Source organism: Mesorhizobium sp. PUT5, assembly GCF_052216645.1.
In the GTDB taxonomy this organism is placed as follows: domain Bacteria; phylum Pseudomonadota; class Alphaproteobacteria; order Rhizobiales; family Rhizobiaceae; genus Mesorhizobium.
The window spans coordinates 2562343-2579704 of record NZ_JBQOSO010000003.1 but is presented as its reverse complement, the minus strand read 5'-3'; the positions used below and the strand labels follow the sequence as shown (position 1 = coordinate 2579704).

Here is a 17362-nt window from a genome sequence, read left to right as displayed (position 1 = left end):
CCATCTTTGGGGGTGGTAGTATGCGGGTGAGGTGGCCCGGGGGCGACTGATCACGGCGACGGCAAGGGCGAAGGTCTTCAGCGGCGCGGCGCGCCCTGGTAGAGTTCGGCGCGGCTTTCGGCAGAGGCTCGGGCGACGCGAATGTCAGTGGTCCATGAGAGTCCGTAGGCTCGCCTGCACCGATTTGGAAATCCTTCGCCTCGTACAGGATTACGTCGCCTCCCCCTTGCGATATGGTGGCAAGAGCGCCAGCAAGCCCGTCGCAAGTGCAACGTCGTCGCCGACACTGGAGCGAAGCGTATCCCGTCCTGCCGCCATACCGCCACGAAACGGCACCTAAACCCCGCAGGGGCGTTCACGCCAGCAAGGCGCCTGAATGGCCGCCTGCCAATGCGGCGAGGTTTCTGCGCAGTACGCGAGGATGGCGACCGGGGCCGCCCGCCACTACGCCCGCCTGTCGCAGCCCATTTCTCGGATCGCCAGCGACCGGCCGATGTCACTATCCGAAAATCGAACACTGAACTTTTTGCCACGACGATTGGAGGCAAGTCGCCGGGGATGTGGGCGCATTGGCAGGTTGCCATGAATTACGCGCGGTATTTGAAGCCGCTATTCGCCGCGCACCCGCTTGCAAGGCGGAGCGCCCGCTGATGCGGCTGGTGCTTTGACGCACACTGCGCCAACGTGGCTCACCATTGCCCGGTGCGGTGCCACTTCCAGCGGGAGTAGCGGAACCGCAGCCCGCGCGCGACCCGCTCGGCGACATGGACGGGATGGCGTCGCGCACGCGCCGCGCTCATCGCGATGCGGCGCTCCAGGCCCGCCCATCCGGGAACGGCTTCGATATCGGCGGCAAGCGAGCGCGCCATGTCGCGCAGCCTGTCGATTTCGCCGCGGTCGGGCAGGCCGCGGTCGTACTGGCGCACGGCCAGTTCCACCGCCTGCGCCGCCAGGGCGGCTCTTGCCGCTGCGTGGAGCGACGCAGCTTGCGCAATCCCAGCCGCCTTTCCGTGGAAGAGGGTGTCGAAGGCGTCCCTGCGTTCGGCAAGGTCGCGAAAGCTGTCCACCTCGCGTGCCGACAGGCTTTGCGGATGCTCGCGGTGCCAGGCCTGGTCCGCGCCCTGAATATAGGCGACGTCGGCGAATGCCGCGATGCGCAGCCACATCTCCATGTCATGGGTGTGGGCGAGCGGCATCTGCCCCCCGATCACGTCGACGACGGATCGGCGCATCAGTACCTCGGGCGAGGTGATGGCGTTATATCCGCTCCGGCAGCGCGCGGCGAGCCAGTCGCGGCCGGGCCAGACGGCCCATGAGGTCGCCCTGTCCCTATGTGCCGGAAGCGCGCCATCGATGAAATGGATCGGGTGCCCGTAGGCCAGCCCCACGCTGGGAAAGTGCTGCATGACCGCAAGCGCCCGCCGCAGGGAACCGGGGGTCAGCATGTCGTCGGCGTCCAGGCGCACCAGAAACTCGCCCCGGGCGGCCGCTAGCCCGTCGTTGAACGTTTGCACCGGCCCGGCATTCGACTCGTGCGCGATGACGCGGACGCGCGCGTCGGCATCTGCCAGTTCCCGTGCGACCGCCAGGCTGTCGTCCGTAGACCGGTCGTCCACGACGATCACATCGACATCGGCGGCCTCCTGCGAAAGGGCGCTTGCCACGGCCGCCGGCAGGTATCGCGCGTAGTTGTAGCACGGGATGACGACGGTGACCGTCGCCGGCATGGCCGACGGAACGGCCCTGACTTTCAGCTTGGAGGTCATCGGTGCCGGGGCGGCGGGGCTGGAGTCCCTATCCGCAGGCACCGAGGCGGGTTTTGCGAGTTCCGCATGCATCCATAGCCGCTCCAATGCAGCGCAGTCTAGCCGCCGCCGGGTATCGCAGACAGGTTGTCCTTTAGGCGACCCCGCGAGCGGCATCGCCATGGCGATACCGCTAAAGGGTTAGCGGCTTGGCGCTTGTTTCGGGCGCCCGATCCTCCACAATCCGCTCGCTGGCGCGGACAATGGGCGAACACGGTATGGCAACGGTCCAGGTTCTGGTTCCCTGCTACAACTACGCACGCTATCTGGAGCAGTGCGTCGAGAGCGTCCTGAGCCAGACAGGCGTCGGGGTCGATGTCCTCATCATCGACGACTGCTCGCCCGACAACACGCCCGAAATATGCAGCCGGCTCATGAGGCGGGATTCGCGTGTTCGCGTCATCCGCCATGAAACCAACCGGGGACATATCGCCACCTACAACGAAGGGATCGCGCAGATCCGCGGCGATTATTTCGTGCTGCTGTCGGCGGACGACCTTTTGACGCAAGGCGCGCTTGCGCGGGCCACTGCGCTGATGGAGGCGCATCCGAAGGTGGGTATGACCTATGGCCAGCCGATCTCGTTCACCGATGCGCTTCCGCCCGCGCGCATATCGTCCACCGGCATGTCGGTCTGGAACGGCCGTAACTGGATGCGGCAGGTCTGCAGGTCGGGAAAGAACTTCATCGTCTGCCCGGAGGCGGTGGTTCGCACCGAGGTTCAAAAGCAGATCGGCGGCTACAATCCTGAGCTTCCGCATTCGGGCGACATGGAGATGTGGCTGCGCATCGCTGCCATATCCGATATCGGGCGCGTGCGCGGGGCGGACCAGGCCTATTATCGCGTGCATGCGCTCAGCATGCAGCAGACCGTCCACGCCGGCTTTCTGTTCGACCTCGTCGGCCGGCACCGGGCTTTCCAGTCCGTGTTCGAGAAGGAGGGCGCGTCCTTGCCGGAGCGTGATGAACTCTACGGCCTGGCGAAGCGGGCGCTGGCCCTGACGGCGATCCGGCGTGCGCGCAGGCTCTGCGACTTCCCGTTCGAAGACGACCTGCCGCCGGCAAAGTATCGCGATTTCGCCGTTTCGCTCTGGCCGGAAATCGTCGGTACGTTCAGCTATCGCGCGCTGCAGTCTGCCGAGAGCCGGGACAGCACGGCCGGCGGGTTCCGAAGAAGCGTGGCCCGCCAAGCGGCGCGGTTCCGCAAGTTCGTGGACGGCGAGATATTCAACAGGATCGAATGGCGCTGGGCGCGATACACCGGCACCTACCTTCCGCGCCATTTCTTCTGATAGCCTCAAGACAAGCCGTGCTGCGGCATCGGACGTTTTTTTGCGCTGGGCCGTCGGGCTGGCTGCGGCAAGGCATGCCACCGGCTGGCTGACCCGAGTCGAACATTGCTCTTCAGACGAATGGGCCCAGGCGGGAACTGAGAAGGCAGACGGTTCGTAACTGGTATGAGATTGCCTGTGCCGAAGTTCGGCTGCCGTGGCGGCGGCTACAGCCATTTTGCCGAGATTGTTCCTCGGGGTGCCCCGAATAAAGATGAGGTCCGGCGCCAGATTGGCGCCGTTTCTCAATCTCTTGATTTCTCAAGGAGAAAAATGGTCGGAGTGGCGGGATTCGAACCCACGACCCCTTGACCCCCAGTCAAGTGCGCTACCGGGCTGCGCTACACTCCGAACCGCTGGCGATGTACGTGACAACCACGCCGCGGTCAACCGAATTCGGAAACCGTTTCAACAGCCGGCGCGGCGGTGCGCAAATGCGGGCGTGTTTGCCGCTGATGCCGGTATTCCAGGGCGATCGCGCCCCAGATCAGGCCGAGCAGCAGGTAGAAGTGGCGCCAGTGGTCGGTGTCGATCACGGTGCCGAGCCCGATATGGCCGACATAGACCACATAGGCGCATAGCAGATAGGGCTGCCAGGGACGGTCGCGCAGCAAAAGGCGGAAACCCGCCGCCAGCGTCCACAGCGTCAGGGCGAGGTAGGACAGGAAGCCGAGCCAGCCATAGTCCATCAGTGCCTTCAGCCAGATGTCGTGGGTGTCCTCGCCGTAGATCTGGCCGAACACCAGCGGGCCGATGCCGAGCGGCTTTTCCAGTGCGAGCTGGAAGCCGATGGCGTAGCGGGCGAAGCGCCCCAGCCGGGCCGAATCGTAGTCCTGCGTCAGCTTGGCGCGCACGGTCAGCATCTCGGCCACGCTGGGGATTTGCAGAAGCACGATCAGCGTGAGCACGAGGAGGGCGATCGCCGCGACGGTCATCACCACGATGCGGAGCTTGAACGCGCCGCTACGGCTCTGCAGGAATAGCGCGCCGGTAAGCAGGATGGCGGCCACGCCGAACAGCCCCCATGCGCCGCGCGAGAAGGAGAGGAAGATGCCGGCCAGGATGACCAGCAGGGGCATGGCCACCACGGGCATGCGGTGCACTGGTCCGGTCAGCAGCCGGTGCAGCAGATAGATGCCGGGCAGGACCAGGAAGGGGCCGAACACGTTCGGGTCCTTGAACACGCCCGTGGCGCGGTCGTAGCGGGTGAATATCTCGGCGCCGGGAAAGAGATGGAAATAGCCGGCGATGCCGAACAGCGAGGTAACCACCGCCGAGACCACATAGGCATTGAGGATCAGGCGATAGGTTTGGGGCCGCGCCTCGGTGACGGCAGCGTAGAAAACCGCCGTGAGAGCCAGGAAGAAGGAGACCGCCAGGTAGAACGGCGTGTCCATCAGGTTCTGCATCTGGGTCATGGCGATCAGCCCGCCGACGTTGAACAGCACGAGCAGCCCAAGCAGCGGTGTGATGGCGCGCGAGATGCGCAGGCCGAACAGCGCCCACATGCCCATGAGCCCGGCCATGTAGATGTCATAGGGCGTCGGTTCGCGTTGCACGAAGCCGGAAAGCAGGATGCCCAGCACGATCGCACCCGAAGCGACCAGCGAGATCAGCTTGGCGTTGATCGCCTCCCGCGGGAAATCGTGGGTTGCCGCGCTCAATAGGCGTTTTCCGTGTCGAGCAGGCGGATCGGGGTGAGCAGCAGAATCTTCAGATCGAACAGCATCGACCAGTTCTCGATATAGAAGAGGTCGTATTCCGTGCGCATCCGGATCTTTTCGTTGGTATCCATCTCACCGCGCCAGCCATTGATCTGGGCCCAACCGGTGACGCCCGGCTTGACGCGGTGGCGGGCGAAATAGCCGTCGACAACCTCGTTGTAGAGCAGGTTATGCGATTGCGCGGCCACGGCATGAGGGCGCGGGCCGACGAGCGAGAGCGAGCCGAATAGGGCATTGAAGAACTGCGGCAACTCGTCGATGGAGGTCTTGCGGATGAAGCGGCCGACGCGCGTGACGCGCGGATCGTTCTTGGTCACGGTCTTTTTCGCCGTCGGGTCGGACTGGTCCGCATACATGGAGCGGAACTTGTAGACCTCGATCACCTCGTTGTTGAAGCCGTGGCGCTTTTGCTTGAACAGCACCGGCCCTTTCGAGTCGAGCTTGATGGCGATGGCGGTGGCCAGCATCACCGGCGAGAAGAGGGCGATGCCGATCAGGCTGAAAACGATGTCGAACGCACGCTTGGCGACCGAATCCCAGTCGTTGATCGGTTTGTCGAAGATGTCGAGCAGCGGCACCGAGCCGATGAAGGAATAGGAGCGCGGGCGGAACTGGAGCTGGCTGGAATGGGCCGAGAGACGGATGTCCACCGGCAGCACCCACAGCTTCTTCAGAAGCTGCAGCACACGCCTTTCTGCCGTGATGGGCAGCGACACGATCAGCATGTCGATGTGCGCCACGCGCGCGAATTCGATCAGTTCGGGAACGGTGCCCAGCTTGGGGTAGCCGGCGACGATGGGCGGCGAGCGGCGGTCGTCGCGGTCGTCGAAGATGCCGCAGATGCGGATGTCGTTGTAGGGCTGCTTCTCCACGGCGCGGATCAGCGTCTCGGCCGCCTTGCCCCCGCCGACGATGACGGCGCGGCGCTCCATGCGCCCGTCGCGCGCCCAGCGCCGAATCAGCAGCGACAAAATCAGCCGGAAGCCGAAAATCGACGCGATGCCCGCCACGAACCAGATGCCGAACAGAAGCCGCGAATATTCCCCCGACATCTTCATGAGGAAGGCTGCCAGCGCCATCAATCCGAAGCTGGTTGCCCACGCCAGGAGCAAACGTCCGAAACTGGCCAACGGCCGCATCAGCGCCGCCACCTGATAGCCGTCCGCGACCTCGAACAGCACGACCGCGAGCGCAGAAGCAAGCCCTATGACCAGCGGATACTGCCATGCCAGGTGCGTGAAAAAGCCGATATAGCCCCAATACACGGCAAGGCCCGACACAAACAGGATCGCGAACTCGGCCAGCCGGAGCACGCCGCCGACCATGGCAGCCGACATGGTGTCGCGCCGGTACTGCGTGGCGACCTGCCGTGCGACCTCGTTCATGCCGCCGGCATGCGGTTGTTCCGCAGGCGCCTCGAATTTGCGCACCGCGTCCATGGAAAAGCGGCGCGCAGGGTCGATTTCGTTCATGGCCGTGTCCGTGGGTTCGCTCCCTTGCTACCAAAAGAGAGCTAAGAAAGGCTTGCGGCAACGAATTGCTTTGGAACGGTTTTTGCTCAGGCCTGCAGGCGGCTATTGCTTCAGCGCAGCGAAATAGGCCTGCTCGATCCGTGCGGCCATAACGTCCGCGCCGAAACGCGCCTTGAGGCTCGCCGCGTCAGGCATGAGATCGCTATAGGCGCCGAGGTCGGCCAGGGCGGTGACCATCTTGCCGCCGATTTCGTCGGCGGTTGGCCGCACGAGAGCAGGGGAACCCGCGCCGAATATCTCCGGTATGCCGCCGACCGCGGTGGCAACCATCGGCTTGCCGGCCGCCAGGGATTCCAGCACGATATAGGGCATGGCCTCCGCGCGCGAGGGAACGACCACGAGCCTGGCCAGGGCGAAGGCCCGGCGGGCCGGCATCGGCGGCAGGAAACGCACCCGTTCGGCCAGGCCCAGGCTTTGCGCCTGTGCGCGATAGCGCGGCAGGTCGTCGCCGGCGCCGACCATGACCGCGGCGAGAGTGCGGCCGAGGCGCGCTTCGGCGAGCGCCAGTGCGTCGAGGAAGAGGTCGGGGCCCTTCAGGTCGCGCATCATGCCGATATAGAGCATATCCGCGGCGTCCGGCCCCGCCGGCACGGGCTCGAACTCGGCCGCCAACAGCCCGTTATGGACCTGGGCGTTGGGAATCGGCGGCTCGCCGATCTTGCGCCGGTAGGCACGCTGCTCGTAGTCCGACACGAACAGCAGGCAGTCGGTGAAGCGTGCCATCGCCCGCTCGATGGCGAAGAACAGCTTTCCCGTCGCCGTGTTCTCGTCATAGTGCAGGCTGCCGCCGTGCGGCGAATAGAGGCGGGCTACGCGAGACCTTGAAACCCGCAGGAGTGAGCCGAACAGACGCGCATAGGTGCCGCCCTTGGCACCATGCCCGTGCAGCACGTCCGGCTTCAATTCCTTGATGATGGTGTATGTGCGCCATGCGGAAGCGGCGTCGCCCGGCCCAATGTGGCGCTGCATGGGCGTGCGATGGATGCCGAGCGCAAGGTGGGGTCGTATCTCCTCGAACAGGCGTTCCTCGAACGTGCCCCCGGTGGTGGAATCGCACACGATTCCCACCGCGTGCCCCTGTGCCACCTGCGCCTCGGTAAGGTCGCGTACATGGCGAAAGATGCCTCCCACCGGCGACCGGAAGCAATGGACGACGCGCAGCATGCCTGTCACGACGTCAGAACAGGCGCTCGCGGACGTAGATGGTGTCGCCTGGCAGCAAGGGGTCGGAGGTGCGCACGCGGCCGGTCATCACCTTGCCGTTTATGTCGCGCGTGATGTCGACGCTTTCCTGGTTGGCGCGCGGCGTGTAGCCGCCGGCGATCGCCACCGCCTTCTGCACGGTGAGGCCCGGCACGTAGGAATATTGGCCGGCCGCGCCCACCTCGCCCATCACGAAGATCGGCCGATAGCGGTCGATCTCGACCGAGACGTCGGGATCGCGCAGGTAACCCTGGCGCAGCTTGGTCGCTATCTCGCCTTCCAGTTGCTGTGCCGTATGCCCGCGAGCCGGAATGGCGCCCACCAGCGGGAAGGCGATGTAGCCCGACTGGTTGACGCTGTAGGTGTTGGTCAGACCCTCCTGCTCGAACACCGTCACGCGCACGCGGTCGCCTGCGCCGAGTTGGTAGGGGTGGTCCAGCACCTCGTGGAAGGCGGCGGGGGTCGGCCGGTAGCTCGAGCAGCCCGCCAGCAGCGAAGCTGCGAGCATTGCGCGAAACAGCGGAGCAAAGCTTTTCATGGCCGGACACATACCTTCGGCTGACGGCCCGCCGTTCCGGCAGGCATCAAGATCACGTCCGTTATCGTCCTATTAGGGTTAATGGGCGGTAAAAGGGAGCGCTGTCGCCACCTGCGGCGGCCGTGTCGGCGGCTTCGACATCTTAACCAGCAGGTTACCATGATTGTTTACTGTGGCCCGTGCCCAATTCGGGAGCGGAAGACATGTCAGGCATGCAATCAACGGTAGCGGATCTCGACGTCGATCTGAGGCAGCTTTTTGCCTCTCTGGCGCGGCATTGGAAGCGCATAGCAGCGGTAACGCTGGCGGTGACGGCGGTGGCGTTCATCGGTGCATGGCTGGCGACGCCACATTACAAGGCCGAGACGCGCCTTTTGATCGAGGCGCGCGAATCGGTCTTCACCCGGCCGAATGTCGGGCCCGAAAGCGACCGGCCCATTCTCGACGAGGAGGGCGTGACCAGCCAGGTGGAGGTGGTCTCCTCGACGGAGATCCTCAAGCAGGTGGCGCAAAGGCTCGGTCTTTCGAAATTGCCGGAATTCGACGATGCCGCCGCGATGTCGCCGTTGGGAAAGCTTCTGGTCACCGCCGGTTTGAAGAGCGACCCGGCCGAAATCCCGCCCGAAGAGCGGGTGCTCAAGAAGATGCGCGAGAAGCTCACCGTCTATCGGGTCGAAAAATCCCGCGTCATCGTCATTGAATTCTCCTCCGAAGATCCGGTGCTGGCAGCGGAGATCCCCAATGCCATTGCCGACGCCTATATCGCGGTCCAGCGCAGCGCCAAGCAGCAATCCAACTCCGAGGCCACCGATTGGCTGGCGCCCGAGATCGCCGATCTGTCGAAGCGGGTGAAGGATGCGGAGGCCAAGGTCGCGGCCTATCGGGCCCAGGCGGACCTCTTGATCGGCCAGAACAATTCGGTTCTGGCCACCCAGCAACTTTCGGAAATGGCGAGCGAGCTTTCGCGCGTGCGTGCAAGCCGTGCTGCAGCCGAGGCTACCGCCCAGAGCATGCGCAGAGCGCTCCAGAGCGGCGGCTCGATCGATGCGTTGCCCGAGGTGCTGTCGTCCGGTCTGATCCAGCGCCTGCGCGAGCGGCAGGTGCAGTTGAAGGCCGATATCGCCGACCTGTCGACCACGCTGCTCGACAATCATCCGCGTATCCGCGCGCTGCGAGCCCAGCTTGCCGATCTCGATCGCCAGATCCGCGCCGAGGCGGGGAAAGTGCTGGCGGGGGTCGACACCGAAGCCCGCACCGCGCAGGCGCGGGAGAACCAGCTTGTCGCCGATGTCAACACGCTGAAGGCGCAGTCGGCCCAGGCCGGCGAGCAGCAGGTGGAACTGAACGCCCTGGAGCGCGAAGCTGCCGCACAGCGGCAGTTGCTGGAATCCTACATGACCCGCTATCGCGAGGCCTCCTCGCGCGAGGACCGCAACTACCTGCCGGTTGACGCGCGCATCTTCTCGCGCGCGGCGACGCCTGTGGAGCCCTATTTCCCGAAGATCGCTCCCATCGTCGGCGCCGCCTTCATCGCTTCGCTGCTGCTGACGGCTATAGTCACGCTTCTGCAGGAACTGTTCTCCGGCCGTGCCCTGCGCCCTGCCGCCGGCACGCAGCCGGAGCCGGTAAGAGAGGTGGTGATAGCTGAGGCGCCGCAGGCGCGGGAGACAATGCCGGAACCTGTGCCGCCTCCGGTCGCGACGAGCGAACCCGTGCGTGACGAAGCGGCAGAACGCCAGGAAGCGGAAGCGTCCGCACAAGCCGAAGCTGCCCGGCCCGATCTTGGGCAGGTCGGCATTGAAAAGGCAGCTGAGAAGATCGTGGCCGGCGGCGCTTCCTGCGCGATCTTCGTGTCTCCCGAGGGCGACGAGGCTGCGGCCAGCTCGGTTCTGGTGGCGCGCGAGATCGCCGACGGCGGCTTGCGCGTGCTCCTGCTCGACCTCACCGTTTCGGGCGCGGCATCGCTGCCTATGCTGGAGACCGGCCGCCTAGCCGGAATCACCGATCTTCTGGCGTCGGAGGCGCAGTTTGGCGATGTGATCCACGGCGATCGTTATTCGGACTGCCACGTCATCCCGACCGGAACGGCCGATCCCGCGCGCGCCATGCGCGGCGCCGACCGGCTGCCGATCATCATGCAGTCGCTTACCACGGCCTATGACGTGGTCGTGGTGGAGTGCGGGCCGACCGGCGCGGAGGGAATCCGGCGGCTGGTCACAGACGGCACCGCGGTCTTCGTCAGCATGGTGGAAGCCAGCGATGCGGTAGCGGATGCAGCAGTCAGCCTGATCAGCAGCGGCTATCCGGACCTGACGCTGGTCTCGCCGGCGGGCCATGACAAGCCCAAAACGCCGGACCGCTCGGCGGCATGACCCCGGACCCGGCCGGGACTATTCCTCGCCTGGAATTGGCTCCCTGCCGGCCGCCCTGCGGCGCAGCTTCTTGGTAAGCTGCCAGATGACGGGGCTTTTCTTGACGAAGGATTTCAGCCTCGCGTCCTGCCGGAGCAGGAACGCAAGGGCGCGGCCCTTCGCCGTCAGCGGCACCAGAACGTCGAGGTGCTGGGTCTCCAGATCGCACCACTGTCGCTTGTAGGGTTCGTCGCCGACGGAAAAGTCGTAGATTTCCAGCCCTTGCGCGCAGGCCTCCTCAATATTGGCGAAGAACAGGAAGTCGCCCGGGCTGGCGAAGGCCAACTCGTCGTCGGCGATGGAACCGAATTCGCAGATGAGGCGCATTCCGGCGCGGCTCGAGCCGGTCACCGCGCGCAGCTTGCCGGCCACATCCAGCCCGTGCAACACGAAGGGCGGGGGCCTTTGCGCCAACGCGCCCGCAAACAGCGCTTGGAAGAAGGCTCGTACCTTCGCGTCGCCGAACACATTGGCGATGCCCATGCGCCGGAAGCGCGCCTCCTTCATGGCGAAGAAGGCTTCCAGCAAGGCGTTCACTTCCTGCGGGCTTGTCGCCTCGATGCGGCGGAAGCCGCCGGCAGCCTCGAGCTTGCGCATCTGCGAGCGGTTCTTCTTGCGCTTGCGCTTGCCGCTGGTGCGCGAAAGCACCGCCTCGAAGCCGCCCGTCAGATCGATCGCCAGCGACGGGTTCGGGCTGGCAAAGGCCGGCAGCGCCGCCAGCGGGTTGGCCACGCCTTCCAGTTCGGGCGCCAGCCGCTGGAGCGCAACCACGTCGACATCCGGACGGGCCTCGGCGATCGCGTCAAACAGCGGCCGCAGCGTGCGGCAGGTGAGCGCCTCGGGCCGGGCCGCGTCGATCGGGGCGAAATTGCCGTTGGCATGCCCGCCTCCCATGAAGCGGGCGACGCGGAAGGGACCGGAGCGCTCCACCTCCAGCGCCAGCGCCAGCAGCGGGCGCCCGTCCAGATTCGAGGTGGCGAGAATGGCGTCGGGACCCATCGTGCCGGCCCAGTGGCGCACCCACAGCCCGCTCTGGGCCGGTGCGAACAGAGCGGTGCGGCAGAAGGCGTCATAGGCCGCCAGAGCTTCCGGCGAGGCGGGCGAGACGGCGGCAGCGGTCGCTCCGTCCGCTACCCTGGGGTACGGCGTGGTGTCGGCCCCGAGGCCGCTGCCGTCGAATGACGCTGTCGCGTTGACCATCTCATTCGCCTCTGGAGCCTGTTTCCCGGGGTTTCCGGAAGGCAGATCGCGCGGGCAGGCTAGGCGCAAAAGATGAACGAATAATCGACGGGCCGATGGGAGTGCGGGCCTTTCAGCCTTTCGGCTTGGGCTCCAGGATCAGCCACTTGATGATGGCCATGGCCGGCAGCACCCACAAGAGGCCGCTGATCAGGAAGAAGGCGAGATGGACGAGTGGCCCGGATTGCGAAAGCTGTGCCACGGCCACGATGGTGGCCACCACGGCATAGATCACCACCAGCGCCACCAAGAGCACGGTTCCGATGAGCTTCTTCAGGCGAATGGGCACGGGCGCGATCCTTTCACCGGCGTCTCATAGCTCATGAGGCCGGCATCTGGAAGCGATACTATGGCGCCGCGGCGCGACGGCGTGCCGCGCTGGCTGGCCTTGCCAGCATCGGCGCGATGGTCCATCTCGTCGCAGATCTTCAAAGCCGGGAACATGCCATGGCCGCCATTGCCGAGACTGTCGCTTCGCCTGCTGGCCGCGACCCGCGCAACCGTGCCCTCGTGCGCGGCTGGCTCTATGTGGTGCTGGTGGTGCTGGTGGCGCTGGTCATGGTCGGCGGCGCCACCCGCATGACCGGATCGGGCCTGTCCATCACCGAATGGAAGCCGATCCACGGCGTCGTTCCGCCTCTCAACGATGCCGAATGGCAGGAGGAATTCGCCAAGTATCAGCAGATCCCGCAATACCAGCAGATCAACAAGGACATGACGCTGGGCGAGTTCAAGCACATCTTCTGGTGGGAATGGGCGCACCGCATTCTCGCGCGCGGGGTCGGCTTCCTGGTGGCGCTGCCTCTCGCCTTCTTCTGGCTGGCCGGGCGCCTCGAGCGCGGGCTGAAGCCGCGGCTGGTGGGCCTGCTGGCGCTTGGCGCCCTGCAAGGCGCCATCGGCTGGTGGATGGTCGCCTCCGGTCTGGTCGAGCGCGTGTCGGTGAGCCAGTACCGGCTGGCCACGCATCTGACCATGGCGTGCGTCATCGTCGTGGCGGTGGCCTATATCGCGCGCGGTCTGGCCACCTATTCCCAGGGGCCTGCAATACGGAGCGTGCAGCGCTTCGCCGGCATATTGGTGCTGATGGTGCTGGTGCAGATCTATCTCGGCGGCCTGGTGGCTGGCCTGCATGCCGGCCTGACCTACAACACCTGGCCGCTGATGGATGGCGCCGTCATTCCGGGCGACCTGTTCGCGATCGAGCCCGCGTGGCGCAACCTGTTCGAAAATCCCAAGACCGTGCAGTTCATCCACCGCATGTTCGCCTACGCGGTGCTGGCGGCGGCGCTCTGGCATGCGGTGGCGACCTCACGGGCGCTGCCGGGTTCCACCCATGCGCGGCGCGCCTGGGTGCTGGTGGCCATGGTCGTCGTGCAGGCCGCGATCGGCGTGGCCACGCTGCTCATGCAGGCACCCATCGATGTCGCGCTGACGCATCAGTTCGTCGCGCTGCTGGTGCTGATTTTCGCCACCGCTCACTGGCGCGGCACCAAGGGCGCCTACGAATTGCCGTCGCAGGCCGCCCTGGTGCGATAGGACAGCGCCGTCAGCGGCGGCCGGCGAGCATCAGGTCCAGGTTCTGCACCGCCGCGCCCGAGGCGCCCTTGCCGAGATTGTCGTAGACGGCGACAAGCAGCGCCTGCGCCCTGTCGTCGTTGGCGAAGACATGCAGCTTCATGCGGTTGGTGCCGTTGCAGGCCTCCGGCTGGAGATCGGGCACGCGCTCGACGACCTCGTAAGGGGCCACTTCCACCACGCCGCCCTCGATGGCCGAGAAATGATCGGCAAGCGTCGCATGCAACTCCGCACCCTTCGGCACGCGGGGCAGGGCGCCGAGCTGGAGCGGCACGACCGTGATCATGCCTTGCGCGAAATTGCCGACCGCCGGCTGCATGATGGGATCGCCTGAAAGTCCCGCATATCTGCGCAGTTCCGGCAGGTGCTTGTGCTTCAGGGTCAGGCCGTAGAGCAGGAATTCGGGGGCCTCGTCGCCCCTGGCCTCGTAGTCTTCGATCATCGGCCGGCCGCCGCCGGAATAGCCGGAAATGCCGTTGACGGTGACGGGATAGTCCCCCGGCAACAGGCCGGCGGCGATCAGCGGCCGCAACGTCGCGATCGGGCCCTGCGGCCAGCAGCCGGGATTGGCGACACGCATGGCCGCGGCGATCCTGGCGGGCTGTTCCCGGTCCATCTCGGCGAAGCCGTATTCCCAGCCATCCGCCACGCGGTGCGCGGTCGAGGCGTCGATCACGCGCGTGGTGCCGTTGGAAATCAGCGACACGCTTTCCCTGGCCGCATCGTCCGGCAGGCAAAGGATCGCCACATCGGCGGCGTTGAGGAATTCGGCGCGCGCGGAGGCTTCCTTGCGGCGCTCGGCCGGAACCGAGATGATCTCGAGGTCGGCGCGGTCGGCCAGCAGCGCCCTGATCTGCAATCCGGTCGTGCCGTGCTCGCCGTCGATGAAGATTTTCGGTTTCATTTTCCTGTAATTCCCGGGATGTCGTCAGATGTCGATGCCGTTGTTGGTGCCGCCTTCCTCCTGCCGTGCCTTGCGCTCGGCGAGAAGGCCCAGATAGTGCATGGCGACGGTCGATCCGGCGATGGCCGTTATATCGGCATGATCGTAGGGCGGCGCAACCTCGACCACGTCGGCGCCGACGATATCGACCTGGGTGAGCTGGCGCAGCACCGAAAGCATCTTGGCGGAGGAGGGGCCGCCGGCCACCGGCGTGCCCGTGCCCGGCGCAAAGGCAGGGTCCAGGCAGTCGATGTCGAAGGTGACATAGCTCTTCTTGCCGCCGGTGCGCTCGACGATGGCGTAAGCGATGTCGGAGGTGCGCATCTCCTCGATTTCGTGGCCGTAGAGAATCTTGATGCCGCAGGTGTCCGGCGCATGGGTGCGGATGCCGATTTGGATCGAGCGGTCGGGGTCGATCAGCCCTTCCTTGACCGCGCGGCCGACGAAGGAGCCGTGGTCGATGCGCCTGCCATCGTCCGGCCAGGTGTCCTGATGCGCGTCGAACTGCACCAGCGCCAGCGGCCCGTGGATCGCGGCATGGGCCTTCAATAATGGCCAGGTGACGAAATGGTCGCCGCCGAGCGTCAGCAGGAAGGCGCCGGATTTCAGGATCTTCGCGGCCTCGCGCTCGATCGTTGCCGGGGTTTTCGTGTGGTTGCCGCTGTCGAGCAGGCAGTCTCCATAGTCGACCACGGCGAGCGTCTCGAACAGGTCGCGGCCGAACGGATATTGCGGGTCGTTGTCGAGGATGACGGAGGCGCGGCGGATGGCCTGCGGCCCGAAGCGTGCGCCGGGCCGGTTGGTGACGGCCGCATCGAAGGGGATGCCCCATACCACCGCGTCCGCGCCCCTCACGTCCTTGGAATAGCGCCGTCGCATGAAGGACAGCGCCCCCGCATAGGTCGGCTCGAATGAAGCGCCGGTGCGGGCGCGGGCCGTGAAGGCGTGATCGATGTTGCGGTTCGCCATGCGCAGATTCCCCTGCTTCACTGAAGGGTGAACAACTACAGAATTGGCATGCGACTTGCCAGTGCCGTGATGGCCGGCGCGGCCATGCGTGCCGCACAAAGCGCTTCCGAAAAAATGCGCGGCAGGTGATAGGCTGCGCGAGCCTCAGATGCGGAGCCCACGAACATGTCCCAGGCCGAAGCGAGCAGCAGTGCCTTGACGGCGACTGCCGACAATGACGCCAAGCTGAAGGCGCTGCGGTTTACCAAGCTGGTCGCCACGGCTGCGCTGGCGCTCTGCGTTGCCGTTTTCGCCGTCGCCAAATCCTTCGAGGCCCGCCATCCCTGGCTCGGCTTTGTCGCCGCCTTCGCGGAGGCCGCCACGATCGGCGGCCTTGCCGACTGGTATGCCGTGGTGGCGCTGTTTCGCCGACCGCTCGGGCTGCCCATTCCCCATACCGCCATCATCCCCAGGAACCAGGAGCGCATCGCCGACAATCTCGGCCGCTTCATCGAGGTGAACTTCCTGGCACCCAGCCCGGTGCGCGAGAAACTGGAAGAGGTGGATTTTTCCGCCCTCGTCGCCGACTGGCTCGCCGACAGGAGCCGCGCCGAGGGCCTGTCGCGCTTCGTCGTCAAGCTGGTTCCGCAGGCGCTCTCTGCCATCGGCCAGTCGGGCCTGCGCGACTTCGTTTCCGCCCGCATGCTGGAACAACTGGACAAGGTGCAGGTGGCGCCGCTGGCGGCCGACCTGTTGACCGCCTTCACCGACGACCGCCGCCACCAGAAGCTGTTCGACCAGCTTATCCGGGTGCTCGGCCGCTTCCTCAAGGACGAGCAGGCGCTGGAAGCGCTGCGCGGCAAGATCCACGATGAATTGCCGACGCTGTTCAACCTGTTCAGGGCCGACGCCTATCTCCTGAAGAAGATCGTGGCCTCGGCCGGCGCATTGCTGGAGGAAGCGGGCGCCGACCCGCATCACCCGCTGCGCGAGGAATTCGACCGCTTCGTCATGGGCTTCATCGACAGCCTGAAGACCTCGAAAGCCTATGCGCGGCGGGCCGAGCAGTTGAAGCGCGGCCTGCTCGAGCGGCCCGAGATACGCGACCTTGCCCGCGACATGTGGGAAAGCCTCGGCCGCTTCGTCGAGCAGGATTCCACCCTGCCGGATTCGTCCGTGCGTGCCCATCTGGCGGACCTGTTGGTGGAAGCCGGACGCCAGCTTTCCCGAGACGAGCAGATCCGGGCGGACATGAACCAGGGTTTTGTCGTGGCGCTGTCGGCCTTCGTGGAAACCCAGAAGAGCGGCGTTTCGCAGTTCATCGCGGACCAGGTTAAGCGCTGGGATCTTGCCCAACTCACCCGCCTGATCGAGGTCAATATCGGCCGCGACCTGCAATATATCCGCTTCAACGGCATGATAATCGGCGGGCTTGCGGGGTTGGCGCTCTACAGCTTCGAGCGTTTCGTGCTCTGCGGTTGACCCTGGGGATGACGCCTCTATTCCTGACTGGCGCATCGAACGAATCGGCGGTTTCGACCGTTGATGCTTCGAAAGGCAAAAAAGGGAGAGAAAGGGCGGCATGAACAAGCCACCACCGACATTCGAGCAACTCAGGGCCATGACCGGCCAGGAACTCGGCGTTTCGGACTGGGTCGTCATCGACCAGGACCGCATCGACCGTTTCGCCGACTGTACCGAAGACCGCCAATGGCTGCATGTAGATGCCGAGCGGGCACGGCGCGAAAGCCCGTTCCGTGCAACGATCGCGCATGGCTATCTCAGCCTTTCGCTCATCGGCGGCCTGAGCCAGACGTTGAACGTGGTGCCCGAAAACACCCAGGCCGTCTTCAACTACGGGTTGGACCAGGTGCGGTTTCTCAATCCGGTCAAGGCCGGTGCGCGGGTCAGGCTGCGCGCCACGCTGCTTTCGGTCGAGGACAGGGGGCCGGGCCAGTATCTGATGAAATTCTCCAACGCCATCGAGATCGAGGGAGGCGAGAAGCCTGCTTTGATCGCCGAGACACTGGCCATGTTCTACGAGCGCCGCAGGAAGACGGCGGGCTGAAGCCTCGCCTCGATGCCGGGGGATAGCCGGGAATGACGGACCCCG

The 17362-nt window shown here is 65.5% G+C and carries 15 protein-coding genes and 1 tRNA gene; 5 read left to right on the top strand and 11 right to left on the bottom strand.

The features are described 5' to 3' along the window. Positions 1–689: 689 nt before the first annotated feature. Positions 690–1766 (bottom strand): glycosyltransferase family 2 protein, encoded by a 1077-nt coding sequence (locus ACTDI4_RS14110; protein ID WP_442841743.1) that lies wholly within the window; start codon positions 1764–1766, stop codon positions 690–692. A gap of 257 nt (positions 1767–2023) precedes the next feature. On the opposite strand from ACTDI4_RS14110, the gene ACTDI4_RS14105 reads away from it, so the two are divergent. Next, on the top strand, positions 2024–3097 hold the full coding sequence (locus ACTDI4_RS14105) for a glycosyltransferase family 2 protein (protein ID WP_442841742.1): 1074 nt from the start codon (positions 2024–2026) through the stop codon (positions 3095–3097). 313 nt (positions 3098–3410) lie between these two features. Here the strand turns inward: ACTDI4_RS14105 and ACTDI4_RS14100 are convergent. From ACTDI4_RS14100 to ACTDI4_RS14080, 5 genes are all read right to left on the bottom strand, one after another. Next, a tRNA-Pro gene (locus tag ACTDI4_RS14100) sits at positions 3411–3487 on the bottom strand. Between the two features lie 35 nt (positions 3488–3522). After that, the gene (locus ACTDI4_RS14095) at positions 3523–4800 is read right to left on the bottom strand and encodes an O-antigen ligase family protein (protein WP_442841741.1); all 1278 of its coding nucleotides are present in this window, start codon (positions 4798–4800) and stop codon (positions 3523–3525) included. Further along, positions 4797–6299: an undecaprenyl-phosphate glucose phosphotransferase gene (locus ACTDI4_RS14090; RefSeq protein WP_442843354.1), complete on the bottom strand. Its 1503-nt coding sequence runs from the start codon at positions 6297–6299 to the stop codon at positions 4797–4799. Before ACTDI4_RS14090 ends, ACTDI4_RS14095 begins: the two co-directional genes overlap by 4 nt. Before the next feature lie 135 nt (positions 6300–6434). Further along, the gene (locus ACTDI4_RS14085) at positions 6435–7556 is read right to left on the bottom strand and encodes a glycosyltransferase family 4 protein (protein WP_442841740.1); all 1122 of its coding nucleotides are present in this window, start codon (positions 7554–7556) and stop codon (positions 6435–6437) included. A gap of 13 nt (positions 7557–7569) precedes the next feature. Then, positions 7570–8133 (bottom strand): polysaccharide biosynthesis/export family protein, encoded by a 564-nt coding sequence (locus ACTDI4_RS14080; RefSeq protein ID WP_442841739.1) that lies wholly within the window; start codon positions 8131–8133, stop codon positions 7570–7572. A 203-nt stretch (positions 8134–8336) separates the two neighbouring features. Here ACTDI4_RS14080 and ACTDI4_RS14075 point away from each other — a divergent pair, with 203 nt between their 5' ends. After that, a complete protein-coding gene (locus ACTDI4_RS14075) occupies positions 8337–10505 on the top strand; it encodes a GumC family protein (protein WP_442841738.1) in 2169 nt (722 codons plus the stop codon). An 18-nt stretch (positions 10506–10523) separates the two neighbouring features. Here the strand turns inward: ACTDI4_RS14075 and ACTDI4_RS14070 are convergent, their stop codons facing one another. The 3 genes from ACTDI4_RS14070 to ACTDI4_RS14060 form a co-directional block, all read right to left on the bottom strand. After that, the gene (locus tag ACTDI4_RS14070; RefSeq protein WP_442841737.1) at positions 10524–11744 is read right to left on the bottom strand and encodes a GNAT family N-acetyltransferase; all 1221 of its coding nucleotides are present in this window, start codon (positions 11742–11744) and stop codon (positions 10524–10526) included. A 112-nt stretch (positions 11745–11856) separates the two neighbouring features. Then, the gene (locus tag ACTDI4_RS14065; protein ID WP_442841736.1) at positions 11857–12072 is read right to left on the bottom strand and encodes a DUF2842 domain-containing protein; all 216 of its coding nucleotides are present in this window, start codon (positions 12070–12072) and stop codon (positions 11857–11859) included. After that, a complete protein-coding gene (locus tag ACTDI4_RS14060) occupies positions 12057–12227 on the bottom strand; it encodes a hypothetical protein (RefSeq protein WP_442841735.1) in 171 nt (56 codons plus the stop codon). Before ACTDI4_RS14060 ends, ACTDI4_RS14065 begins: the two co-directional genes overlap by 16 nt. Positions 12228–12230: 3 nt before the next feature. Here ACTDI4_RS14060 and ACTDI4_RS14055 point away from each other — a divergent pair, with 3 nt between their 5' ends. Beyond that, on the top strand, positions 12231–13319 hold the full coding sequence (locus ACTDI4_RS14055; protein WP_442841734.1) for a COX15/CtaA family protein: 1089 nt from the start codon (positions 12231–12233) through the stop codon (positions 13317–13319). 10 nt (positions 13320–13329) lie between these two features. Here ACTDI4_RS14055 and argC read toward each other — a convergent pair whose 3' ends face one another. Further along, the gene (gene argC, locus ACTDI4_RS14050; RefSeq protein WP_442841733.1) at positions 13330–14262 is read right to left on the bottom strand and encodes an N-acetyl-gamma-glutamyl-phosphate reductase; all 933 of its coding nucleotides are present in this window, start codon (positions 14260–14262) and stop codon (positions 13330–13332) included. A gap of 24 nt (positions 14263–14286) precedes the next feature. Next, positions 14287–15270 carry an agmatinase gene (gene speB, locus ACTDI4_RS14045; RefSeq protein ID WP_442841732.1) on the bottom strand — a complete coding sequence of 328 codons (984 nt, stop codon included), beginning with the start codon at positions 15268–15270 and terminating at the stop codon, positions 14287–14289. Between the two features lie 165 nt (positions 15271–15435). Here speB and ACTDI4_RS14040 point away from each other — a divergent pair, with 165 nt between their 5' ends. Together ACTDI4_RS14040 and ACTDI4_RS14035 are read left to right on the top strand one after the other, a co-directional pair. After that, positions 15436–16731, top strand: coding sequence for a DUF445 domain-containing protein (locus ACTDI4_RS14040; RefSeq protein ID WP_442841731.1), 1296 nt, complete (start codon positions 15436–15438; stop codon positions 16729–16731). 100 nt (positions 16732–16831) lie between these two features. Beyond that, a complete protein-coding gene (locus ACTDI4_RS14035; RefSeq protein ID WP_442841730.1) occupies positions 16832–17317 on the top strand; it encodes a MaoC family dehydratase in 486 nt (161 codons plus the stop codon). Positions 17318–17362: the final 45 nt, after the last annotated feature.